Below are 22,656 nucleotides of genomic sequence, written 5' to 3'. Positions count from 1 at the left end.
GAGCACCTCAGTTCGTCGGTTGGTCGATCAGGTCGTCGGCGGCCTCTTTGAGCGCGCGCAGCCGTGCGGTGAGCAGGTCGCGCTCGGCCGCCTCGGACTCCGCGAGCCGAGCCAGTCGTACGTCGGTCTCGGCGATCTCCGCGACGAGCCGGCCGTGGGCCTCCTCGCGGGTGAGCAGGTCCTGTTCGGTCCAGTCGGACCGCTCGGACTCGGGCCGCCGGGTCATGCGGGGAGGTTGTACAGGCGGCGAGTGTTGAGCTCCACGATCTTGTGGACCTCGTCGTCCGGCACGTCCGCGAGCACTTCGGCGGCGTAGGCGCGGCTCTTGGGCCAGTAGGAGTCGGAGTGCGGGTAGTCGCACTCCCAGGTGATCCTGTCGATGCCCACGTGGTGGCGGACCTCCACGCCGAAGCGGTCGTCGATGAAGCAGCCGTGGAAGTGCCGGTGGAACAGCTCCGAGGGGCGCACGCTCTGGTTGACGTTCTGGTAGAAGCGGTGCCGCTCCCAGGTGCCGTCGCTGCGCTCCAGCAGATAGGGGATCCAGCCGATGCCGCCCTCGGAGAGGCCGATCTTCAGCTTGGGGTGCTTGTGGAGCACCGAGGAGAAGAGGAGGTCGGCGGTGGCGAACATGGCGTTGCAGCCGAAGAGGGCGATCGTCACCGCGAAGGGGGCCTCCTCGGCGGTCTTCGGCGGCTTGCCCGAGGTGCCGAAGTGCAGGCACAGGGGCAGGTCGGTCTCCTCCAGGGCGGAGAAGAACGGGTCCCAGTGGTCGGTGTGGAAGGAGGGCAGGCCGCGCGGGGCCGGGTTCTCCGGGAAGGAGACCGCCTTCGCACCCTTGGCGGCGGTGCGGTGGACCTCGGCGACGCAGGCGTCCACGTCCCACAGCGGCATGATCACCAGCGGGATGAGCCGTCCCGGCGCGGTGGCGCACCACTCGTCCAGGACGAAGTCGTTCCATGCCCGCACGCACAGCAGCGCCAGTTCGCGGTCCACGCCGTCCAGGAAGACGGTGCCGGCGAACCCGGGGAACGACGGGAAGCACAGGGCGCCCCACACGCCGTCCAGGTCCATGTCCCGGATGCGCGCCTTGGGGTCGTAGCAGCCCGGGATCATCTCGTCGTAGCGGGTCGGTTCGAGGCCGAACTCCTCGGGCTTCTTGCCCGCCACGGCGTTGAGGCCGATGTACGGGTAGATGCGGTCCTCGTACCGCCACACCTCGGCGGGCGCCTCGCCGTCCCCGCGCGCCTGCTCGACGATCCGTGGTCCCGCCTCCCGGTACCGGGCCGGCAGACGGTCCGACCACAACCTGGGCGGCTCGATGAGATGGTCGTCGGTCGACAGCAGTTTCATCCACGGCTGCAACGGCATCGTGGCGCTCCCTCGTCCGCTCGGCTCTGGCAGTCGGACTCTAGGACCGGTACCGCATTGCGTGCCCTGATCAGGTCCCGGTGAGCGGGATCAAGGGCGGACGGGGCGGGTATTCAGGCTACTTTTTACGGCGCCTGGCGAACACCGCGCCGACGGGCACCGCGCCGACGGAAGGAGTCCTCACGATGGGCCGAGTGGACGGCAAGGTCGTCTTCATCACGGGAGCCGCGCGGGGGCAGGGGCGCGCGCACGCGCTGCGGCTCGCCGCGGAGGGCGCCGACATCATCGCCGTGGACCTCTGCGAGGACATCGACACCAACGGCTATCCGCTGGCCACCCGGGACGACCTCGACGAGACCGTGCGTCTGGTGGAGAAGCTGGGGCGCCGGATCGTGGCCCGCACGGCGGACGTACGGGACTCCGCGGCCCTCAAGTCCGCGGTGGCGGACGGGATCGCGGAGCTGGGCCGGCTGGACGCCGTGGTCGCGCAGGCGGGCATCGCACCGCTCGGGCCCGACCGGGGTGCGGAGGCGTTCATCGACGCCATCACGGTCGACTTCCACGGGGTCGTGCACGCGGTGGAGGCTGCGCTGCCCCATCTGCCCGACGGTGCCTCGATCGTGGCGACCGGTTCGATCGCGGGGCTGATCCCGGCGACCGTGGACAACCCGGCCAACGGGCCCGGCGGGCTGGGCTATTCGTTCGCCAAGCGCCAAGTCGCTTCGTTCGTGCACGACTTGGCGACCGTACTCGCCACGCGTCGGATCCGGGTCAACGCCGTGCATCCGACGAACGTCAACACCGGGATGCTCAACTCCGACCTCATGTACCGGTCGTTCCGGCCCGACCTGGAGAATCCGACGCGCGAGGACGCGCTGCCGTCGTTCCCGGCGACGACCGGGTTCGGGATTCCTTACGTCGAGCCGGAGGACGTCGCCGAGACGGTGCTGTTCCTCGTCTCGGACGAGTCGCGGTACGTCACGGGCATGCAGATGCGGGTGGACGCCGCCGGGTATGTGAAGCGGCGTCCTCAACTACCCACGTTCTAGGTCGAGTACGACCTTCCCGGTGGTCCGTCGCTCGGCCACGTCGGTCAGGGCGGCGGCCACGTCGTCGAGGGGGTGCACGCGGGAGACCAGCGGGCGCATCCCCTCGCGGACCAGCCGGGCGAGGGTGCGGTCGGCCTCGGCCACCGCGTCCGGGGCGTACTGGCGCACGGTGCGGATCTCGAAGCCCCGGACGACGAGGTCCTTGAGGAGCACGAGGTTGAGCGGGATCCGCGGGATCTCCCCGTCGGCGTATCCCACCGTGACGAACCGGCCGCCCCGGCGCAGTCCGCGCAGGGCGGCCTCGGCGTACCGGCCGCCGACCGGGTCGATCGCCAAGTGCGCGCCCTCGCCGCTGAGTTCACGGATCCGCGCCTTGAGGTCCTCGCGGACGTAGTCGACCCCGCCCGCCGCGCCGAGCTTGCGGGCGACGGTGAGCCGTTCCTCGCTCGACGCGGCGGCGATCACGCGCAGGCCGAGCCGGGTGCCGATGTCCACGGCCGCGGTCCCGACACCCCCGGCGGCCCCGAGGACGACGGCCCACTCCCCCTCCGTGCCTCCGGCGACGGTCACCAGGGAGTGGTAGGCGGTCGCGTACGTCACGTGGAACGCGGCGGCGTGCACCATGTCGAGACCCTCGGGGATCCCGCGCAGGCTCGCCGCGGGGACGACGACCTGTTCGGCGAAGGCACCGGTGAGCACCGCGCCGGCGACGGGCGTGCCGACGGGCGGTCCGGTGACACCGGGGCCGAGCGCGGCGACCGTACCGGCGAACTCGCTGCCGGGGGTGAAAGGCAGGGGCGCCGGGACCTGGTAGCGGTTCGCGACGATCAGTACGTCCGGGAAGTTGACGGCGGCCGCGTGGACACGGACCAGGACCTCGCCGGGGCCGGGCTCCGGATCGTCGAGGTGCGCGACCGTGAGGTCGCCGGGCGGTCCGTACGTCGTACAGCGTGCGGCTCTCACGAGGTCCTCCCCGTCGTCGGCATCGCCGGGTCCCGGGGCAGGCCCAGCACCTGCTCGGCGATGGTGTTGCGCTGGATCTCGGCCGTGCCGGCGCCGATGGTCGAGGCCCGGGTGCGCAGGAACCCCCAGACCCAGCGCCCCCGTTGGACCGCGTGGGGGTCACGGCGGCCGAGGATGCCGTACGGTCCGAGCAGGTCGACGGCGAACTCGTGCAGGTCCTGCTCGAACGTCACGATGAACAGCCGCGCGGTCGAGGAGGCCGGTCCCGGCTCGCCCTTGGCCAGGATGTCGGCGATGGTGCGCATCCCGGTGAGCCGCATGATCTGCACCCGGATCTCGAAGTCCGCGAGCCTGTCGCGCACCAACGGGTCGGCGGTCAGGCCGCGTTCGCGGGCCAGCTCGATCAGCTCGTCCAGCACCCGGCGGTACAGCGCGGCCTGGTTCATCGCGCCGGCCGCGCGTTCGTGGCCGAGGCTCGTGCGGACCAGCGGCCAGCCGCCGTTCTCCTCGCCGACCCGGTCGGCGACCGGCACGCGCACGTCGTCGAAGAAGATCTCGCAGAAGACGGCGTCGCCGGTGAGGTCGCGCAGGGGCCGTACGGTGACGCCCGGGGCGTGCGCGTCGATCAGGAGGTAGCTGATCCCGTCCTGGCGGGATCCGGGCGGGCCGGTGCGGACGAGCGTGAAGACGATATCGGCGATGTCGGCCGAACTGTTCCACACCTTCTGGCCGTTGACCACGTAGACGTCGCCCTCGCGGCGGGCCGTGGTGCGCAGCGCGGGGAGGTCCGAGCCCGCCTCCGGTTCGGAGTAGCCCTGGGCCCAGACCATGTCACCGCGCAGCATGGGCCGCAGGAAACGCTCCTTCTGTTCCGTCGTCCCGTACTTGATGAGCGTCGGCGCGGCGATGCCGAGACCGGTGCCGAGCGGGCCCGGGACCCTGGCCCGCGCGTACTCCTCCTGGTAGATCACCTGGCGGGCGAAGGGCAGGTCCATGCCGCCGTACGCGCGGGGCCAGCCGGGTCCCGCGTATCCGGCGTCGTACAGGGTGGCCAGCCACTTCCTCTGCCAACTCAGGTGCTCGGCGCGGTCCTTGGGCCGGCGCCCCGGATGATGGTCCGTCAGGAAGGCGCGCAGGTCGGCCCGGAACTCGTCGTCGGTCATCGGGGCGCCATGCGGATGGCGCCGTCGAGGCGGACGGTCTGGCCGTTGAGGTAGGGGTTCTCCAGCATCTCGACGGCCAGGCGGCCGAAGTCGTCCGGTTCGCCCAGGCGTTTGGGGTGCGGGACGGAGGCGGCGAGACCGTCGCGGATGTCCTCGCGCAGCCGGCCCAGCATGGGGGTGTCCATGATGCCGGGGGCGATGGTGTTCACGCGGATCTGCCAGCTGGCCAGGTCGCGGGCGGCGACCAGGGTCATGCCGTGCACACCGGCCTTGGCGGCGGTGTAGGAGGTCTGGCCTATCTGGCCGTCGAAGGCGGCGACGGACGCGGTGAGGACGATCGCGCCGCGGTCGCCGTCGACGACTTCGTTGCCGGAGAGCCGGGCCGCCGCCAGGCGCAGCACGTTGTAGGTGCCGACGAGGTTGACGCGGACGACCTCCGCGAAGGTGGCGAGGTCGCCGGGGGCGCGCTCGCGGTCGATGATGCGGGTGCGGTCGCCGCCGCGGCCCGCGCAGTGCACGACGAAGCGCAACGGGCCCTGTTGTTCGGCCGCGTCGAGGGCTTCGGCGACCGCGCTCTCGTCGGTGACGTCGGCCCGGACGAACCGAGCGGCCTCACCGAGGTCGGCGACCGCCTTGACGCCCTGTTCCTCGGAGATGTCGGCGAGGACGACGCGTCCGCCGCGGTCGATGATCCGGCGGGCGGTGGCCAGGCCGAGGCCGGAGGCGCCGCCGGTGACCAGCGCCGAAGAACCGTCGATGTGCATGAACTCTCCTCACAGTCCGAGGGACTTGCTGATGATGGTCTTCATGACCTCGCTGGTGCCGCCGTAGATGCGGGTCACGCGGGCGTCGCCGTAGAGCCGGGCGATCGGGGATTCGAGGATGTAGCCGTAGCCGCCGTGGAGTTGGAGGCAGCGGTCGACCACGCGGCCCTGCGTCTCGGTGCAGAACAGTTTGGTGCGGGCCGCGTCGACGGGGGTGAGGTCCCTTTTGACGTGTGCGGAGACCGCCGTGTCGAGCAGGCACTGGGCCGCTTCCAACTCGGCGGACATGGCGGCGAGTTCGAACTTGGTGTTCTGGAAGTCGGACAGATGCTTGCCGAACAGCTCCCGGTCGCGGACGTAGGCCACGGTCAGGTCGATCGCCGCCCTCGTCTGGGCGACCGCGCCGACCGCGATCGCGAGGCGTTCCTGTGCGAGGTTGCGGCTCAAGTGGGAGAAGGCGGCGCCTTCTTCGCCGAGCAGGTTGGCCGCGGGGACGCGGACGCCATCGAAGGACAGCTCCACCGTGTCCTGGGTCGCGAGGCCGATCTTCTCCAGCTTCCGGCCCACCGTGAAACCGGGTGTCCCCTTCTCCACGACGAGCAGGGAGAGTCCGGCCCGCCGGTTGCCGGGGTCGGTCGCGGTGCGGGCCACGACGATCACGAGGTCGGCGTGGTGGCCGCCGGTGATGAAGGTCTTGGCGCCGTCGAGGACGAAGTGGTGGCCGTCGCGGACCGCGCGGGTGGTGATGCCGGCCAGGTCGGAGCCGGTGCCCGGCTCGCTCATCGCGATCGCGGTGTACAGCTCGCCCGAGGCGATGCCCGGCAGCCAGCGGGCCCGCTGCTCGGTGTTCGCCAGGCCGGTGAAGTACGGGACGACGACGTCCAGATGGGTGCGCAGTCCGCCCAGGGTCACGACCGCGCGGGCGCACTCCTCCTGGATGACGACGTTGAAGCGGTAGTCGTCCTGGCCGCCTCCGCCGTACTCCTCGGGGATCGCGGTGCCGATGATGCCCAGCTTGCCCAGCGAGGTGAACAGGTCCCGGGGGACGAGTCCGTCCCTGCGCCATTCCTCGTACACCGGGACCACTTCGCGGGCGAGGAAGTCACGGACCAGGAGGCGGAAGTCCTCGTGGGTCTCTTCGAACAGGGTCCGGTGCATCGGATCTCCTTCGACTCGACCCTATTGAGTATACGTAATTACTCCTCAGGGCACACCGAGTCGCCAGAGTGATCAGTGCCACCATGGAATGAGTGCATCCAAATGCCGCCGCATACGGTGGCGGGCCAGTCCGGCGTCGCCTTCCAGGACCGCGTCGAGGATGCGCTGGTGGACGTGCTGGACCTCTTCGGCGGCGGTGTCGCCGGGCAGGGGCTGGTCGTGGCCGGCGGCGTGGCGGCGGAACAGCTCGGTGATGATGGCGAGGAAGAGGGACAGGACGGGGTTGTGGGCCAGGTCGGCGAGTTCGGTGTGGAAGAGGTCGGCCTTGCGGGGGTCCTCGGCGGGGCCTTCGGTGGGGCGGCGGACGGCTTTGGCGAGGCGGTCGGCGATCTCGGCACGGTCGTTGTCCCTGTCGCCGGTGTCCGTGTCGGCGCTCTCGCCGTATCGGGCGGTCACGCGGGCGACGGCGCCCAGCTCGACGGCGTTGCGGACGATCCGCAGATCATCGGCGGTGACCTTCTGGTACTCGAGGAACAGCGCCATGGTGTCGACGCTGGCCTGCGGTTCGGGTGCGGCGACGACCAGGCCGCCGCCGGGTCCGCGCCGCATCCGCGCCACCGAGTGGTACTCCAGGAGCCGGACGGCCTCGCGCAGCACGGCCCGGCTGATGCCGTAGCGGGCGAGCAGGTCGGCCTCCGAGCCGAGCACCATGCCCACCTGCCAGCCGCGCGCCGCGATGTCGTCGTGGATGCGGGCGGCGACCACCTCGGCGAGCTTGGCCCGCGGGCCCTCGGCCAGTTCGGGCTCGACGACGTTGCCCGCGATCCGCGGGCCGCGCCGCACCCGGTGCTTCTCGATCCAGGCGGCCACCGACTCCAGGTGCGCGGCGAGCGCGGTCTGCGCGCGGGCGCCGTCCCCGGCGATCACGGCGTCGACGACCGCGCGGTGCGCCTCGTGCGAGACGTCCTTCGCGGTGCGCATCTCGGCCTTGGAGATCCGGCGGGAGGTGTTCGCGTAGCGGGCGGTCAGCCGGGTGAGCACGTCGATGAACAGGTGCAGCACGGGATTTCCGGAGAGCTGCCCGAGCACCGGGTGCAGCGGGTCCTGCGAGTGGACCCCAGGCGCGTCCTGGTGGGCGATCTCCTCGACGAGGGTGGCACGCAGGGTGTCGATGCCGTCCTCGGTGATGCGGTCGGCGGCCAGGCCCGCGGCGATCGGCTCCAGGAGCAGGCGGGCATGCAGCAGGTCGGCGACGCTGGTGCCGACGTACTCCAGGTAGATCACCATGGCGCGGGTCGCCGGGCCCGCGTCGGGAGCGGCCACGAACAGACCGCCGTTCGGGCCCCGGCGCATCTTGGCGACCTGGTGGTGCTCGACCAGCCGTACGGCCTCCCGCAGCACCGCCCGGCTCACCCCGAAGTGCTCACGCAGGTCCACCTCCGAGCCCAGGGAGGCGCCCACCGGCCAGCCCCGGCGGATCACGTCCGCCTCGATGCGCTGGGCGATCTGCGCGGCCAGGGTGCCGACCGGGGTACCGGCCGGGTCGAGGTCGGCGGCGGTCGCCATGGGCCAACTCCTTGGGACGGGGGACTGCGGGGTGCTCAGTCTAATTGCCCAGGGGTCGGTCGGTGGGGACTTGAGAGTGCACTCATTTCTCGTCCCGGGCGCTCTTCACACGGGAAGACCTCTGGATCGTTCACGGATCTCACCTTTACAGTGACCTCATAGTGGCAGATGATCTCCGACGATCTGAGGGGCGGGCAGCGATGCGGCTGGAGTCCACTCCGGAACTCGACGCGTTCCGGCACAAGGTACGGGCCTTCGTCGCCGAGCACGCTCCGGGCCGCAAGCGGCACGCGGGTGTGCGGGCGCCGGAACCGGAGCTGATGCCGGCGATCCGGGAGTGGACGGCGAAGCTGTACGAGGCCGGGTTCCTCGGTATCGACTGGCCGGCGCGGTACGGCGGCCGCCCCGACGCGCACCCGCTCGAACCGTCCGTCGTCGCGGAGGAGATCGCCCGCGCGCGTACGTGGCCGCCGGTCGGCGCGGCGTCGTTGGCCTCGTCCGCGCTGATCGAGTACGGCACGGACGCGCAGCGGGACTTCTTCCTCCCCCGCATCCGGTCGTGCGCGGACGTGTGGTGCCAGTTGTTCAGCGAGCCGGAGGCGGGGAGCGACCTCGCGTCGCTGCGGACGCGGGCCCGGCGCGAGGGTGACGTCTTCGTCGTCGACGGACAGAAGGTGTGGACGACCAACGGGCAGCACGCGGACATGGGTTACCTGCTCGCCCGCACCGATCCGGACGCGCCGCGGCACAAGGGGATCACCGCGTTCGCCCTGGACATGCGCAGTCCCGGGGTGGAGGTGCGGCCACTGCGGGAGATCACCGGGACGACCGACTTCAACGAGGTGTTCCTCGACGGCGTGCGGGTGCCGGTCGGGAACGTGATCGGGGAGGTCGGGGGCGGCTGGCGGGTGGCGATGAGCAGCCTCGGGCACGAGCGGTCGGGGGTGGCGGCGCGGGGCGTCGAGCTGATCGCCGTACTCGATGATCTGCTACGGCTTTCCGGGGGCCGATCATCCGAGGAGCTGGGTGAGTTGGCGACCCGGGTGCAGGTGAACGCGGCGATGATCGGGCTCGCGCAGTCGCGGATGCTGGCGGGGACCGAGGGGGCGGCCGACGCGCTGCTGGGGAAGATCTTCTTCAGTGAACTCAACCATGATCTGGTGGAGTTCGGACTGCGGACGCAGGGGACGGACGGGCTGTTGGTGGGGGGAGACCCCTCCGCGGTGGCGGAGGGGTGGTGGCAGGACGCGCATCTGTACGCGCGGGCCTACACGATCGCGGGCGGGGCCAACGAGATCCTGCGGACGCAGGTTGCCGAGCGCGGCTTGGGGATGCCGCGCGGGTGAGTGTGCGGGTGCGGCTCTACGGGGTCGGAGGGTTCAGAGAGTTCAGAGGGTCAGGACGAGCTTGCCCTGGAGGTGACCGGCGTCGAGCAACCGGTGTGCGTCGGCGACCCGTTCGAACGGGAACGTCTCCTGCACATGGACGCGGAGCCTGCCCTGATCTGCGAGATCGACGAGACCACGCAGGGCGACCTGGTCGGGGTCGACCGCGATGCCACTGAAGCGCATGCCGGCCGCCTCGTACGCGGCGATGAGTTCCGCGTCCTCCTCGGCGACCGCCGTGACCAAGTGACCGCCGGGCCGCAGCACTTGGAGCGAGCGCGCCACGGTATCGCCGCCGATCGTGTCGAGCACGACGTCGATGTCGCGGACCGCCTCGGTGAAGTCGACGGCCGTGTAGTCGATCACCTCGTCGGCGCCGAACTCCTCGACGAACTTCCGCTTGTTCTCGCCGGCGGTCGTGATCACGTACGCGCCGAGCGCTTTCGCGATCTGGATCGCGACGTGGCCGACCCCGCCGCCACCGCCGTGGATCAGGACGCGGTCGCCCTCGGTCACGCCGGCGAGGTCGACGAGGCCCTGCCAGGCCGTGAGTCCGACGATCGGCAAGGCGGCCGCCTCGATGTGCGAGAGCGAGGCGGGCTTGCGGACCAGGTGGACCGCGGGCGCCGCCACGAGTTCGGCGTACCCGTTCGCCGCCCGCGGGAACAGGGGCATCCCGAACACCTCGTCACCGGGCCGGAACCGCCAGGTACCCGACGCCTCCTCGACGACGCCGCTGATGTCCCAGCCGAGGACGAACGGTGGCCGGCCGATCAGGGGGAACTCGCCCGCGCGCAGGCGTGCTTCCAACGGGTTGAGCCCGATCGCCTTGACGCGGACGAGGACTTCGGTGGGCAGGGACTGGGGCTCGGGCGCGTCCACGAGGGTGAGCACCTCGGGACCGCCGAGCGACTGCTGGGTGATGACGCGCATGACTCTCCTGGCTCGGGGTGGTGGGGAGATCACCCAGGCTAGGTTTCCGACAGGAACCACCAGGTAACCGCGGCACGGGTACCGTTGACGCCATGAGCCGTTTCGGTCCCGGCGATCCCTTCCTCGCCGACTGTCCTGCGCGTCTGGCGGTCGAGCTCATCGCCGACAAGTGGACGGTGGTCGTGCTCTACGGCCTCAGCAGGGGCCCGGTGCGCCATGGCGAGCTGGTCGAGCTGATCGGCGGCATCTCCCGCAAGGTGCTCACGCAGACACTCCGCCGCCTGGAGTCCCACGGCCTCGTCCACCGCCACGCCTACGCCGAGGCACCGCCCCGCGTCGAGTACGAACTCACCCCGCTCGGGGCGACGTTGATCGATCCGATCCACGTACTGACGGAGTGGGCGAGGGCGAACGGCGAGGCAGTGCTCGACGCACTCGACACCGACGCCGAGCCGGTCGCCTCCGGCGGCTGAGCACCCCTCTGGGCACCGAGCAGGAGAAGAACCGTGGCCGAGGGTGCTTCGCGCGGGCGCCCACCGCATCCCGCTCCACCGCCCCCTGCCGACGGCAGCCTCCCCAGATTCGAGCTCACCGCAGCGGAACATACCGAACTGGGTCACCAACTCTACGAACTGCTCGCGCAGTTCGACGGTTATGTCGCCGCCATGGTCGGCTGGGATCCGGAATCATTCGTCGACCTCGCCGAGCTCAGAAGCGAGTGGTCGGATGAACTCGACGAGGGCGGCATCCACGGCCTCGTGCTCTGCGAGGAGTGTTGTATCGCGGTGAGGAGCGGACGTGAGGCCCGCTGAGGGGATGGTGGAGTGGGAGGGGTGTCTCAATGGCCGTGACGTGGGTGGGTTGCCCTCGGTCGAGGGTTCACGGATTCGCTTCGGCGCGCTGTTCAGGTCGGACAGTCACAGCCGGTTGAGCGCCGGGGGAATCTGGCGGAGCAAGGCACCACCATGCCGGACGCCTACCGCACCATGGTCGACGACAACCAGCGCCAAATCACCGACGTCCTCGTCCAGTTGGGTGACGCGCCGCCCGGCCCGCTCGCCGTGCACTGCAGCGCAGGGCGAGACCGGACGGGGGTACTTGTCGCGCTCGCGCTGAGCGTCGCCGGCGTACCGCCCGATGCGATCGCCGCGGACTACGCGCTCACGGCCGGCTGCAGCGGCGACACCATCCTCCGGACGCTGGCCCACCTGGACACCCAACACGGCGGTGTACGCGCCTACTTGGTGAAGGGCGGAGCGAGCCACGCCCAGCTCGGGCGAGTGAGGGGCCGCCTGCTTTCCTAGAAGGCCGCCGCAAGTGCCCGTCGGTCCGGGAAGCGGGGCCCGGAGACCATCTCCCGGGTGGTCTCGCCGTTGAGCCAGCACACTTCCTCGGGGCCGCCGTCTCCGGTGTCGAAGAGGCAGCACACTCCATCGGCGGCGGCGGTGAGGTCGGTGAACGTCTTCCTGATGTTGGGCGAGCACGCGAACAGGCGGCTCATGTCCGACGTCGCCGCGCAGCAGTCCACCGACGCGTAACCGGGGTGCAGGGGGGACTCGAACCGGATCGTCGCGTAGATGTACCCGATCTGGATGCGCCCGTCCACTGCGGGTTCACGGGGGTTCCTCTGCGCGTACTCGTGCAGGGCATCATCGACGTCGAACATGATCGCCGTGTCGAGTTCGAACGTGTCGGCGGTGGAGCAGTCGACCGGCTCACTCTTGAAACGGGACGTGAACGGGAGGAGCAGTCGATCCCCGCCGGGCAGGGTGATCTCGATCGGCGGCACGTGAGGGGTAGGCGGCGCCAACTCGGCCATCCTGGTGAGCAGCTTGCCGACGTTTCGAGGAGGCACGTAGATGTCGTAGCTGTAGATCAATCCCATGATTCATCCTAAAGCAGCTCGATCACCGTCGCGTTGGCCGTTCCGCCTCCCTCGCACATCGTCTGGAGGCCGTAGCGGAGGTTGCGGCGGCGCATCTGGGCCAGGAGGCGGGTCATCAGGATGGCTCCGGAGCCGCCCAGGGGGTGGCCCACGGCTATCGCTCCGCCCAGTGGGTTCACGCGCTCCGGGTCCGCTCCCGTCTCCGCGATCCATGCCAACGGCACCGGTGCGAACGCCTCGTTGACCTCGAAGACACCTATGTCGTCGATCTTCAGGCCCGTCTTGCGCAACACCTTCTCCGTCGCCGGGATCGGTCCCGTGAGCATCATGATCGGGTCCGCGCCGCTCACCGCGCCCCCGTGGTAGCGGGCGATCGGGGTGAGCCCCAACTCGGCGGCCCGCTCAGGGGTTGTGATGAGCAGCGCCGCCGCCCCGTCGGAGATCTGGGAGGAGTTGCCCGCGTGGATCACCCCGTCCTCCTTGAAGGACGGTTTGAGGGCGGACAGTTTCTCGGGGGACGTGCCGCGTCGCAGGCCCTCGTCGACCGCGAACTTCGTACCGTCCACCTCCACCGGCACCAGATGGTCGTCGAAGACGCCCTCGTCGATCGCGGCCGCCGCCTTCGCGTGCGAGGCGGAGGCGTACTCGTCCAGCTGATGGCGAGTCAGGCCCCAGCGCTCGGCGATGAGTTCGGCGCCGAGGCCCTGGCTGAACTCGACGTTGCCGTAACGGGCGAGCGCCGCGTGGCCGTACGGCATGCCCGTGGTGCGGTGGGAGCCGAGCGGGACCCTGCTCATGGTCTCGACTCCGCCCGCGACGACCATGTCGTACTGTCCGGCCATCACGGCGTGCGCGGCCGAGTCGACGGCCTGCTGGCTGGAGCCGCACGCGCGGTTGATCGTCACGCCGGGCACGTGCTCGGGCCAGCCCGCGGCGAGCACGGCGAAGCGGGCGACGTTGCTGGACTGGTCGCCGATCTGGGTCACGCACCCCCACATGACGTCGTCCACGGTCCCGGGGTCGATACCGGTGCGCTCCGCGAGCGCGGTGAGCACCTTGCCGGACAGGTCGGCCGCGTGGACCGGCGCCAGCGTGCCGTTGCGCTTGCCGATGGGGGTGCGTACGGCGTCGACGATGACGGCGTCCCTCATGTGCGGATCCTCTCGTTGGGGTGGGCTTGTTGTACGGCCGCTCCGGCATCGAGCAGGTCATCGAGGCCGGGTATCTCCCAGTCCCGGAACACGGCACGGGTGTCGGCGCCCACGGCGGGAGCCACGGCGCCCGGCGCCGACGGTGTCGCCGAGAAGCGGGGGGCCGCGGCGGGCTGGACTACTCCCTCGCGGGTGAACAGGCTTGCGCGGGACGCCAGTTGGGGGTGGGCCGCCGCTTCGGTCAGGCTCAGGACGGGGGCGACGCAGGCGTCGGTGCCTTCGAACAGGGCCGCCCATTCGTCGCGGGTGCGTTCGGCGAAGCGGTCCGTGAGGCGGCGGCGCAGCTCGGGCCAGGTGGCGGGGTCGTGCTGGCGGTCCGGGTCGACGTCGAGGGCGAGCAGCTCGATCAACTGCCGGTAGAACTTGGGCTCCAGCGCGCCAACCGCCACGTGGCCGCCGTCCCGGGTGCCGTAGACGGCGTAGAACGGCCAGCCCCCGTCGAAGCGGTTGACGCCCCGCTCGTCGGTCCACTCGCCGCGCCCGAGCTTGGCGAAGGTGCTGGCGAGGAGGTGGGCGGTGCCGTCGACGATGGCCGCGTCGACGACCTGGCCGCGGCCGGTGCGTCCCACGGCGTGCAGCGCGGCCAGGACGCCGATGACGAGGTAGCAGCCTCCGCCGCCGTAGTCTCCGACGAGGTTGAGGGGGATCCTCGGCGGGCCGCCCGCCTCGCCGATGGCGCCGAGCGCGCCGGTCACCGCGATGTAGGTGAGGTCGTGTCCGGCCGTGGCGGCCAGCGGCCCGTCCTGGCCCCAGCCGGTCATCCGGCCGTAGACCAGGCGGGGGTTGCGGGCCAGGCACTCGTGCGGGCCGATGCCGAGGCGCTCGGTGACGCCGGGACGGAACCCCTCGATGAGGATGTCGGCGCGCTCGACGAGACCGAGGAGGGCGGTCCGGGCGGCGGGGCGCTTCAGGTCCAGCGCGACCGAGCGCTTGCCCCGGTCGAGCACGGCGGCCGGCCCACCGGCATCGGAGTCACCGGCGCGACGCGGGTGATCCACCCGAACAACCTCGGCACCGAGATCGGCGAGAAACATCCCGGCGAACGGCCCGGGCCCGATCCCCCCAAGCTCGACAACCCGGCAACCGGCCAGCGGCCCGCCTCCGGCCACCGCGTCCCCGGTCGCCGGACCACTGCCCAAAGCCCGTCCACCCGGCGAGCCACCCCCGGCAACCGCTCCTGCCACCAACGGGCCTCCTTCGGCAACCGCCCCTCCGGCCACCGGGCCACCCTCGGCAACCGACCCTCCGCTCACCGGGCCATCCCCAGCACCTGCACCCGCCCCTCCGCTCGGCGGGCCTCCCCTACCAACCGCGCCCGCGCCCGCGCCCGGCGAGCCACCCCCGCTCACCACCCCGCTGTCCGGCAGGCCGCCCCCGCTCACCTCCCCTTCCACACCGGCGCCCGCTTCTCCGCGAACGCCGCCGCGCCCTCCTTCGCGTCGGCCGACTGGAAGACCGGCTCGGCTATCTCGAACTGCTTGGCCCAGCCCTCCTCCAGGGTCCAGTCGGCGGTGGAGCGGGCGATCTGCTTGGTGGCGGCGACGGCGAGCGGACCGTTCGCCGCGATCACCGAGGCGAGTTGGAGCGCGCCTTCCAGCGCACCGCCCTTCTCCGTGAGCCGGTTGACCAGGCCGACCTCGGCGGCGCGGACCGCGGAGATCGCCTCACCGGTCAGGAGCAGTTCGAGCGCGATGGCGAAGGGCACCTTGCGGGGCAACTGGAGGGCCGCGCCCGCGCGGGCGACAAGGGACCTCGTCACCTCGGGGACACCGAGCCGGGCGGTGCGCGCGGCGACGACGAGGTCGCAGGCCAGCAGCAGTTCGAACCCGCCCGCCAGGGCCCACCCCTCGACGGCCGCGACGAGCGGCTTGCGCGGCGGCGTGATGCTGATACCGCACAGCCCCCGGCCGGGAATCGCGGGCGTCTCCCCCTTCAGCCACGCCTTGAGGTCCATCCCGGCCGAGAACGTGTCGCCCGCGCCGGTGAGCACACCGACCCGCAGCTCGTCCGACTCGTCGAGTTCGTCGACGGCGGCCGCCACTCCCCTGGCCACCGCCGCGTCGAGCGCGTTCTTGACCGCCGGGCGGTTGATGGTGATGACCTGGACCGCGCCCCGGCGCTCCACGAGTACCTCGTCCGACACCTTGCCTCCTCGATGCTGTTCTCAGTGGCCGGTCACGGCGTACCGGGCCAGTTCGTGGGCGACCATGCCCTCCAGGTCCGCGGCGGGCGGCGCGGGCGGTGCCACGGGCCGGTCGCGGGTCGGCAGGAGGACGACGGCCGTACCGGGGGTGGTGATCTCGCCCCGCTGGTTCTCGCAGCGCACCTCGATGTGCACCTCGCTGCGCCCGTCCTGTTGCCGCTTGTCGACGACTGTGCCGTGCACCCAGGTGGTGTCGCCGAGGTAGTTGAACTTCCGGTGCTCACAGCGCAGGCGCCACAGCCAGCCGCCGTCGCCGATCCAGTCGGTGAGCAGATGGCAGAGCCAGGTCTCGCGCATGCCGCCGTAGTCGTAGGGGTTCGGCAGGCCCAACTCCCGTGCCCGCTCGGGCTCCCAGTGCAGTCGCTGCACGGTGTCCGGGATGTTCAGCGGGTTCGGCGGGTAGAGCCCCGGCGCCTTGCGGCGGACGCGCGCGGCGATGCCGAACACTCCGGGCGGGGTGAGCTGCATGCCCCAGCCCGCGTGCCAGACGACCACGTCCGTGGTGGTGAGCGGCCCCTTCACCCGCGGCTGGAGCCGCTCGCCGATCTCGACGTCCTCCCAGTAACGGGGCTCGGCACCACGCCGGGTCTCGGCCGCGTAGGCTGCGTCGATCTCCGCCAACTGATCTGCCGTATACGGCTGTTGCTCCAGCCGTTCCTTGGCCCGCCGTTTCGAGGTGTGCCGTTCGGTGTTGATCCAGGTGCCTCGCCGTACGGCGTGCAGCTCACCGTCCCCGTTGGCGTACAGGTAGTCCTTGACGACGTGCGCGGAGCGGCCGCCGAACTTGCTGGCTCTGGGCCGCACTCCCACCTGGGTCTCCAACACCCGGCAGCGGTCGCCCAGTTGCAGGGGTCGCCACCACTCGAACTCCATCACCGCCTGGTAGGAGCCCAGTCCGGCGAAGGGGTCGCCCTTGAGCAGCGCCTTCGTCTCCGGGTCGGGCTGCGGGGCGGCGTCCTCGCCCATCGTGTAGAGGAAGGTGGGCGGTGCGAGGAGGGCGCCCCAGCGGGTGCCGGCCGCGTAACCGGGGTCGCAGTACAGGGGGTTGTCGTCGCCGTAGCCGTACGCGAAGTGCCGTACGCCGTCCCAGGTCACCTCGTGGTTATGGGGCGGGTTGCGCTGCGGGATCGGGATGCCGAGGCGGCGCCGGGAGCGCTCGATCGCCTCGTCGGTGAGGACGCCGAAGGTCTCGGCGCGTTCCGTCCCGGTACTGGTCATCGAGGGGACTCCTCCAACGCTGGGGCGGCCGTGGGGACTTCGAGCCGGGCGCGCACCAGGTCCAGCAGCTCCACGCGGCTCACCTTGCTCGACGGGGTGCGCGGGAGGGCGTCGAGGACGACGATGTGCGCCGGCACCTCGTACGGCAGGAGCCGTTCGCGGCACAGGGCGACGAGGTCGGCGACGGCGGGGGCCGCCTGACCGGGCGCGGTCTCGACCGCGGCCACCGGCACCTCGCCGAGGCGTGGTTCGGGGAGTCCCGCCACGGCCGCCTCCCGCACAGCCGGGTGGGACTCCAACACCCGCTGGACGGTCTCGGGTTGCACCTTGAAGCCGCCGCGGATGATGGCGTCGTCGGCGCGGCCCTCGATCCAGACGAAGCGGTCGGCGTCGATCCGGGCCAGGTCGCTGGTGTGTGTCCAGGTCCGGCCGCCCTCGGTGCTCTGCTCGGTACGCACCTCCAGCCGTCCGGTCCGGCCGGGCGGGAGTTCGGTGCCGTCGTCGCCGGTGATCCGCACCTCGACTCCGGGCAGGGCGCGCCCGGCACTGCCCGCCTTGCGGTCCCACCACGTGCGGTGCAGCGGAAGCGTCCAGCCGACGACCGCTCCGGCGAACTCCGTGGCGCCGTAGGTGAGCAGGACCGGGATGTCGTAGCGCCGGTAGAAGGCGTCGGCGAGTTCGGCCGGGCAGGGCGCGGTGCCGGAGGTGATGACCTGGAGGCTGGCGAGGCGCTCGCGGGGGACGTCGGCGTCGAGGACGGCCCGGATGGCGGCGGGGACCAGGCTGGCGGCGCGAAGTCGGTGCCGCTCCACGGCGTCGGTCCAGGGGTCGACGGCGAACTTCGGCAGCAGGAGCATGCGTCGGCCGGTGGCCAGGCAGGCGAGGGCCCGCCAGAGTCCGCCGATGTGCACGAGCGGGGTGGCGACCAGCGACGCCGAGTCCGACAGCAGGCGGCCGGGCTTGGAGGTCTGTCCGCCGGAGAGGAGCGCCTGGTCGAGCTGCTCGTCGCGCAGATGGACGCGCTTGGGCGGGCCGGTGGTGCCGGAGGTGAGCATCTCGACGGCGACACCGGGATTGGCGGCCGGGTCGACGGGGGCCGTGCCGCTGAGGCTTGTCGTTCCGTCGGCGCCCAGCTCCAGGACCGCTCCATGGCTGGTCGCCGCGACCAACACCCCTTCTCGCACCAGGGGTTCACTCCCCGAGACGACAACAGGCACCCGGCACTTCTCGATGTCCTCCGCGAGCCGCACAGGCGGCTGCAGCGGGCTGAGCATCACCAGGCAGCGCCCCGAGGCGATCACCGCGGCGACGACGGCGACATGCTCGGGCCGGTTCTCCAGTACGACGCCCACGCGCGCTCCGGTCGGCAGCCCCAGCGCGTCCAACGCGGCGACGACACCGCGTGCGGTCTCCTGGACCTGGCCCCAGGTCCAGGAGTCCCCGTCGTGCTCGATCGCCAAGGCGTCGGGGGGTGCTTCGGTCAGCAGCCGGGACAGGCGGTCGCGAATTCCCACGTGATCGGCCTCTCGGCTCGCTGGATCACCTGCATGCATCAACAGAGTACACTTAATTGCTCCACAGAAGGCACCGATTGGCCATCTGGCCACATTTAAGGGCACTTAATTAGAACTCTCAGATGCCGACCAGGTCGGCCAGCCGCGCCCGGTGCGCCGCTGGACTGCCCAGCAGGTGCTCGGACGACTTCGCGCGCTTGAGGTAGAGGTGCGCGTCGTGCTCCCACGTGTAGCCGATGCCTCCGTGGATCTGGAGGCTCTCCTTGGCCACGCGGGTGAAGGCCTCCGAGCAGTACGACGCCGCCAGCGCGGCCGGCGCGGAGAGGCCCGCCGGGTTCCGCGCCGCGACCGACACCGCGTGGTGGGCCGCGGAGCGAGCCCCTTCCACGGCCAGCAACATGTCGGCGCACTTGTGCTTGATCGCTTGGAAGGACCCGATCGGCCGCCCGAACTGCACGCGCGTCCTGGCGTACTCCACCGCCGAGTCGAGGCACGCCTGTGCCCCGCCGACCTGCTCGGCGGCCAGTGCCACGAGGGCGAGGTCGGTCACGGTGCGCAGATACGTCGAGGCATCACCGTCCGGCCCGACCCGCAGCGCGGGAGCACTGCCGAAGTCGATCCGGGCCAGCCGCCGCGTGGGATCGAGGGTGTCGAGCCGGGTGCGTGTCACGCCGGGCGCGGTTCCCTCCACCGCGAAGAGTCCGGCCCCGGTGTGCGCACGGGCCGTGACGAGGACGAGGTCGGCGCTGTGCCCGTCCACGACGAACATCTTGGTGCCGGACACGGTCCAGGTGCCGTCACTGCGCCGGACAGCCGTGGCGGCGATGTCCTCCGGCCGCGAGGATCCGTTCTCCTCGGCCAAGGCCAGGGTGCCGGTCACCGTGCCCTCGGCGATCGCGGGCAGCCAACGCGTCTTGGCCTTCTCGTCACCGGACGCGGCGAGGGCCTGACCCGCGAGGGCCACGGTCGCGAAGTAGGGAGACGGCAGGAGGGCGCGGCCCAACTCTTCGAGTACGATGGCCAGTTCGGCCGCCGATCCGCCGGAGCCGCCGTACTCCTCGGGCAGGGCCAGGCCCTGGAGCCCGAGTTGACCGGCCATCCGTGTCCAGAGCGCCGGGTCGTGGCCCTCGTCGGACTCGCTCCAGCGGCGCACCGCCTCGCTGGGCGACTTGTCCGCCAGGAACCGCCGTACCGTCGTACGGAGTTCATCCTGTTCCTCGGTGAGCGTGACGGCCACCTGGTGTTCCTCCGGGGGCGGGACGGGGATCGGGACGGGCGTCGGGACGGAGCTCAACTCGCCGCCCGCGACCGCAGATAGGCCGCGAGGTCCGGGATCCGGGAGCGTTCGACGATCTCGATGCGGACGCCCGACGGGTCGAGGAGGTAGGCGAAGACCGAGGGGGCGACGCCGTCGATCACCGCGGCGGCCTCCATGGTGAACCCGGCTTCCTGGAGCCGTTTGGCCGTCATCGGGACGTCGTCGCAGAAGTAGCCCAGGTGGTGTGCGGCCCTGTGGGGCGTCGCCGTCCAGGGGGTGCCCGGGATCTCCTGGACGAGTTCGAGGTGCGGGGCGTCCAGGGAGTAGGCGTAGCGCAGGGGCAGGACGCGGTCGCCGTCGGCGAGCCGGACCGTCATGTCCGCCGCGAGCGTCTCGGTCCAGGTGTATCCGGCGATCTCGGTGAGCGCGGCCTTCGACGCCTCCAGGTCGGGGACGACGATACCCGTGTGGTAGAGGTCGGCGGCGCGCAGGGCGGGGCCGGTCACCAGGTGAGCCGCAGGGACTTGAGGCCGTACATGTTGCCGTGTTCCTCCAACTCCTGGTCCGGCGCGAGCCGGTACTCGGGGATGCGCTTGTGCCATTCCTCGACGGCCACGTTGAGTTCGAGGCGGGCGAGGTGCGAGCCGAGGCAGCGGTGGGGGCCGGAGCCGAAGGCGACGTGGTTGGTGGTCGTGCGGTGCGGGTCGACCGTCAGCGGGTCCTCGTAGCGGTCGGGGTCGCGGTTGGTGACGGAGAGCGGGAGCATCACCATCTCCCCCGCCTTTACCGGGCAGCCGCCGATCTCCACGTCCCTGGTCGCCTTGCGGGCCGGGATGACGAAGGAGTAGACGCGCAGGATCTCCTCGACGCCGGTCGCGATGAGCGAGGGGTCGGCGACGATCGCGCGGCGCAGCTCCGGGTGGGTGGCGAAGTGGTAGAGGGCCCAGCCGACGGAGATGGGGACGGTGTCGAAGCCGGCCTGGAACATGAGGATGCAGAAAGCGTGCAGGTCGCGGTCGTTGATCCGCTCGCCGTCGATCTCCCAGGACATCGCGCGGGAGAGCAGGTCGTCCCGGGGCGCCTCGCGGCGCAGGGCGATCTGCTCCTCGAAGTACGCCGACACGGCCTTCATGGCGGTCATCTGCCGTACGGCGTCGGGGTCTTCGCGGTGCGAGAGGTGCAGGAGTTCGTGGATCCAGTCCAGGAAGGTGGGCAGGTCCTCCTCGGGCAGGCCCATCAGCCGCATGAAGATCACGGTGGGGAAGCGGCGGGCGAACGCGTCGAGGACGTCGGCGGTGCCGTCGCCCTTGATCAAGTCGATGGTCTCTCCGGCGACTTGGCGGACCTCCGCCTCCCGCGCGGCGACGGCGCCCGGTGAGAAGTCCTTGCCCAAAAGGCGCCGCCACTTGTTGTGCAGGGGCGGGTCCAGCATCTCGGGGATCCACAGGAACCGCGGGTCGGGTTCCAGGACGGTCACCGACTTGTTGGAGAAGGTGCGCCAGTCCTGGAGCGCCTCCTGCACGGCGGGGCCGTCGGTGACGACCCAGAAGCCGCGAGCCACGGTGGAGCGGAAGCCGGAGTGGGAGCGGGCCATCTCGTCCCACCGCTCCTGGTGGCTGAGGACCGGGCCGCCGAGGCGGTTGTCGAAGTGGTAGGCGGGCACGCCTTCGTGGGTGCCGTCGGGTTCGAGGCTGGTGCTCATGGCGGGTCCTCCCGTTCGTACGACTGACAGGCGCGCGCAGCTGACAGGTGCGCTCGGCCGACCGGCGCGCTCAGCTGACAGCGCCGTCGATCTTGAGTGCGAGGAGCTGCTCCTCGGTGAGGCCGAGCGACAGCAGGACCTCGTCCGTGTGCTCGGCGAACTGCGGCGCGCGGGTCAGCTCGACCGGCGTCTCGTCGAACTGGACGGGATTGGCGACCAGTTCACGGTCCACGCCCTCGGCGTCCACGACCTGCGCGATGAGCCCGTTGGCCCGCAGCGCCGGATCCTGCCCCACGTCCCACGGGTTCTGTACGGCGGCCCACTGGCCCTCGCCGCGGGCGAGGATCTCCGTCCACTCCGCTAGGGTCCGGCCCGCGATGATCCCGGCGACGATGCCGGCCGCCTCGGCCGCGTTGCCCATGAGCTTGGCGGTGCTGTCGAAGCGCTCGTCCGCGGCGAGGTCCTCGCGTCCGGCGAGCTTGCAGAACTCCCCCCAGTACCGGCCGGGTTGGAGCATCGACAGCTCGATCCACCGGTCGTCGGCGGTGCGGTACGCGCCGACGAGGGGGTTGGTGGCGGAGCCGTACCGGGGCGGTGTCCTCACCGGCAGCGGTCCGCCGTTCATGAGGGCGAGGTTGACGGTGAACTGCGTCGCCCAGGCGCCGACGCCGAGCAACGACACGTCCACGACCGATGGTTGGCCGGTCATCGCGCGCGAGTAGAGGGCGGCCGCGATGCCTCCGGCGATGGTCATACCGCCCACGTTGTCGCCGTAGGCCCCGGCCGGCATGCGGGTCATGCGGTCCGCGGCGGGAGGGGTGACTCCGGCGGCGCTGCCGCCGCGCGCCCAGTAGGCCGTGCTGTCGTAACCGCCCTTGCCGGCCTCGGCGCCGCGGACGCCGAAGCCACTGCCGCGGACGTAGATGATGTCCGGGTTGACGGCGCGCACGTCCTCCAGGTCGATGCGGAGCTTGGCCCGGGCCTCGGGCAGGAAGTTGGTGAGGAAGACGTCGCTGGAGCGGATCAGGTCGTCGAGTACCCTGCGGGCGCCCGGGCGTTCCAGGGCGAGGCCGACGCTGCGCTTGCCGCGGTTGGGGCCCTCCATGATGGGGGCGAACGACGAGCCCTCGCTGACGGCGTCGTAGCCGAGCACCTTGACCAACCCGCGCTGGCCGTCGCCCCGTTCGGCGTGCTCGACCTTGATCACGTCGGCTCCCCAGTCGGCGAGCACGGCGCCCGCGGCGGGGACGAACGTGAACTGGGCGACCTCGAGAACGCGCACGCCCTGCATCGGGTTCCGCATCGGCCTTGTTCCT

At 71.3% G+C, this 22,656-nt stretch carries 23 protein-coding genes and 1 pseudogene; 6 read left to right on the top strand and 18 right to left on the bottom strand.

Annotation, left to right across the window (positions count from 1 at the left end):
* Positions 1–7: 7 nt before the first annotated feature.
* Both ABZ896_RS25965 and ABZ896_RS25960 read right to left on the bottom strand, forming a co-directional pair.
* Positions 8–226 carry a hypothetical protein gene (locus tag ABZ896_RS25965; protein WP_360933698.1) on the bottom strand — a complete coding sequence of 73 codons (219 nt, stop codon included), beginning with the start codon at positions 224–226 and terminating at the stop codon, positions 8–10.
* Positions 223–1,368 (bottom strand): amidohydrolase family protein, encoded by a 1,146-nt coding sequence (locus tag ABZ896_RS25960; RefSeq protein WP_360933695.1) that lies wholly within the window; start codon positions 1,366–1,368, stop codon positions 223–225. Before ABZ896_RS25960 ends, ABZ896_RS25965 begins: the two co-directional genes overlap by 4 nt.
* 185 nt (positions 1,369–1,553) lie before the next feature.
* Here ABZ896_RS25960 and ABZ896_RS25955 point away from each other — a divergent pair, with 185 nt between their 5' ends.
* The gene (locus tag ABZ896_RS25955; RefSeq protein ID WP_360933692.1) at positions 1,554–2,417 is read left to right on the top strand and encodes a mycofactocin-coupled SDR family oxidoreductase; all 864 of its coding nucleotides are present in this window, start codon (positions 1,554–1,556) and stop codon (positions 2,415–2,417) included.
* Here ABZ896_RS25955 and ABZ896_RS25950 read toward each other — a convergent pair.
* The 5 genes from ABZ896_RS25950 to ABZ896_RS25930 form a co-directional block, all read right to left on the bottom strand.
* Positions 2,403–3,380 (bottom strand): NADPH:quinone oxidoreductase family protein, encoded by a 978-nt coding sequence (locus ABZ896_RS25950; RefSeq protein WP_360933690.1) that lies wholly within the window; start codon positions 3,378–3,380, stop codon positions 2,403–2,405. The two genes, ABZ896_RS25955 and ABZ896_RS25950, sit on opposite strands and share 15 nt — an antisense overlap.
* Positions 3,377–4,543, bottom strand: coding sequence for an acyl-CoA dehydrogenase family protein (locus tag ABZ896_RS25945; RefSeq protein ID WP_360933687.1), 1,167 nt, complete (start codon positions 4,541–4,543; stop codon positions 3,377–3,379). The genes ABZ896_RS25950 and ABZ896_RS25945 overlap by 4 nt, the downstream gene beginning before the upstream one ends.
* Positions 4,540–5,307, bottom strand: a complete 768-nt coding sequence (locus ABZ896_RS25940; RefSeq protein ID WP_360933684.1) for an SDR family NAD(P)-dependent oxidoreductase — start codon at positions 5,305–5,307, stop codon at positions 4,540–4,542. Before ABZ896_RS25940 ends, ABZ896_RS25945 begins: the two co-directional genes overlap by 4 nt.
* Positions 5,308–5,316: 9 nt before the next feature.
* Positions 5,317–6,465, bottom strand: a complete 1,149-nt coding sequence (locus ABZ896_RS25935) for an acyl-CoA dehydrogenase family protein (RefSeq protein WP_360933681.1) — start codon at positions 6,463–6,465, stop codon at positions 5,317–5,319.
* Between the two features lie 72 nt (positions 6,466–6,537).
* Complete coding sequence (locus tag ABZ896_RS25930; RefSeq protein WP_360933678.1) at positions 6,538–8,031, bottom strand: FCD domain-containing protein; 1,494 nt, start codon at positions 8,029–8,031, stop codon at positions 6,538–6,540.
* Positions 8,032–8,231: 200 nt separating this feature from the next.
* On the opposite strand from ABZ896_RS25930, the gene ABZ896_RS25925 reads away from it, so the two are divergent.
* Positions 8,232–9,377, top strand: a complete 1,146-nt coding sequence (locus tag ABZ896_RS25925) for an acyl-CoA dehydrogenase family protein (protein WP_360933675.1) — start codon at positions 8,232–8,234, stop codon at positions 9,375–9,377.
* A 42-nt stretch (positions 9,378–9,419) separates the two neighbouring features.
* On the opposite strand, the gene ABZ896_RS25920 is transcribed toward ABZ896_RS25925, so the two are convergent.
* Positions 9,420–10,349 (bottom strand): NADP-dependent oxidoreductase, encoded by a 930-nt coding sequence (locus tag ABZ896_RS25920; protein ID WP_360933673.1) that lies wholly within the window; start codon positions 10,347–10,349, stop codon positions 9,420–9,422.
* A gap of 92 nt (positions 10,350–10,441) precedes the next feature.
* On the opposite strand from ABZ896_RS25920, the gene ABZ896_RS25915 reads away from it, so the two are divergent.
* The 4 genes and pseudogenes from ABZ896_RS25915 (at position 10,442) to ABZ896_RS25900 (ending at position 11,653) form a co-directional block, all read left to right on the top strand.
* Positions 10,442–10,822: a helix-turn-helix domain-containing protein gene (locus ABZ896_RS25915; protein WP_360933670.1), complete on the top strand. Its 381-nt coding sequence runs from the start codon at positions 10,442–10,444 to the stop codon at positions 10,820–10,822.
* A gap of 33 nt (positions 10,823–10,855) precedes the next feature.
* Positions 10,856–11,161, top strand: coding sequence for a hypothetical protein (locus tag ABZ896_RS25910; RefSeq protein WP_360933668.1), 306 nt, complete (start codon positions 10,856–10,858; stop codon positions 11,159–11,161).
* Between the two features lie 4 nt (positions 11,162–11,165).
* Positions 11,166–11,276 (top strand): annotated as a pseudogene (locus ABZ896_RS25905) (tyrosine-protein phosphatase); the annotation flags it as partial.
* Positions 11,277–11,314: 38 nt separating this feature from the next.
* Positions 11,315–11,653: a tyrosine-protein phosphatase gene (locus ABZ896_RS25900; protein ID WP_360933665.1), complete on the top strand. Its 339-nt coding sequence runs from the start codon at positions 11,315–11,317 to the stop codon at positions 11,651–11,653.
* On the opposite strand, the gene ABZ896_RS25895 is transcribed toward ABZ896_RS25900, so the two are convergent.
* The 10 genes from ABZ896_RS25895 to ABZ896_RS25850 form a co-directional block, all read right to left on the bottom strand.
* The gene (locus tag ABZ896_RS25895) at positions 11,650–12,234 is read right to left on the bottom strand and encodes a hypothetical protein (RefSeq protein WP_360933663.1); all 585 of its coding nucleotides are present in this window, start codon (positions 12,232–12,234) and stop codon (positions 11,650–11,652) included. The genes ABZ896_RS25900 and ABZ896_RS25895 overlap by 4 nt on opposite strands.
* Before the next feature lie 8 nt (positions 12,235–12,242).
* Positions 12,243–13,385 (bottom strand): acetyl-CoA C-acyltransferase, encoded by a 1,143-nt coding sequence (locus ABZ896_RS25890; protein ID WP_360933660.1) that lies wholly within the window; start codon positions 13,383–13,385, stop codon positions 12,243–12,245.
* The gene (locus tag ABZ896_RS25885; protein WP_360933748.1) at positions 13,382–14,536 is read right to left on the bottom strand and encodes a CaiB/BaiF CoA-transferase family protein; all 1,155 of its coding nucleotides are present in this window, start codon (positions 14,534–14,536) and stop codon (positions 13,382–13,384) included. The genes ABZ896_RS25890 and ABZ896_RS25885 overlap by 4 nt, the downstream gene beginning before the upstream one ends.
* Positions 14,537–14,823: 287 nt before the next feature.
* Entirely contained in the window at positions 14,824–15,588 is a 765-nt protein-coding gene (locus ABZ896_RS25880) for a crotonase/enoyl-CoA hydratase family protein (RefSeq protein ID WP_360933657.1), read from the bottom strand.
* A gap of 21 nt (positions 15,589–15,609) precedes the next feature.
* On the bottom strand, positions 15,610–16,866 hold the full coding sequence (locus ABZ896_RS25875) for a MaoC family dehydratase N-terminal domain-containing protein (RefSeq protein WP_360933654.1): 1,257 nt from the start codon (positions 16,864–16,866) through the stop codon (positions 15,610–15,612).
* Positions 16,863–18,380: an AMP-binding protein gene (locus tag ABZ896_RS25870; RefSeq protein ID WP_360933651.1), complete on the bottom strand. Its 1,518-nt coding sequence runs from the start codon at positions 18,378–18,380 to the stop codon at positions 16,863–16,865. The genes ABZ896_RS25875 and ABZ896_RS25870 overlap by 4 nt, the downstream gene beginning before the upstream one ends.
* A gap of 118 nt (positions 18,381–18,498) precedes the next feature.
* Entirely contained in the window at positions 18,499–19,617 is a 1,119-nt protein-coding gene (locus ABZ896_RS25865; protein ID WP_360933648.1) for an acyl-CoA dehydrogenase family protein, read from the bottom strand.
* 53 nt (positions 19,618–19,670) lie between these two features.
* Positions 19,671–20,144 carry a VOC family protein gene (locus tag ABZ896_RS25860; RefSeq protein WP_360933646.1) on the bottom strand — a complete coding sequence of 158 codons (474 nt, stop codon included), beginning with the start codon at positions 20,142–20,144 and terminating at the stop codon, positions 19,671–19,673.
* On the bottom strand, positions 20,141–21,340 hold the full coding sequence (locus ABZ896_RS25855; RefSeq protein WP_360933643.1) for a cytochrome P450: 1,200 nt from the start codon (positions 21,338–21,340) through the stop codon (positions 20,141–20,143). Before ABZ896_RS25855 ends, ABZ896_RS25860 begins: the two co-directional genes overlap by 4 nt.
* A gap of 70 nt (positions 21,341–21,410) precedes the next feature.
* On the bottom strand, positions 21,411–22,643 hold the full coding sequence (locus tag ABZ896_RS25850) for a CoA transferase (protein ID WP_360933640.1): 1,233 nt from the start codon (positions 22,641–22,643) through the stop codon (positions 21,411–21,413).
* Positions 22,644–22,656 lie beyond the last annotated feature (13 nt).

Source organism: Streptomyces sp. NPDC047072, assembly GCF_040643855.1.
Taxonomy (GTDB): Bacteria; Actinomycetota; Actinomycetes; order Streptomycetales; family Streptomycetaceae; genus Streptomyces.
The sequence above is the reverse complement of the archived record's forward strand: the minus strand, read 5'-3'. Positions and strand labels throughout refer to the sequence as shown.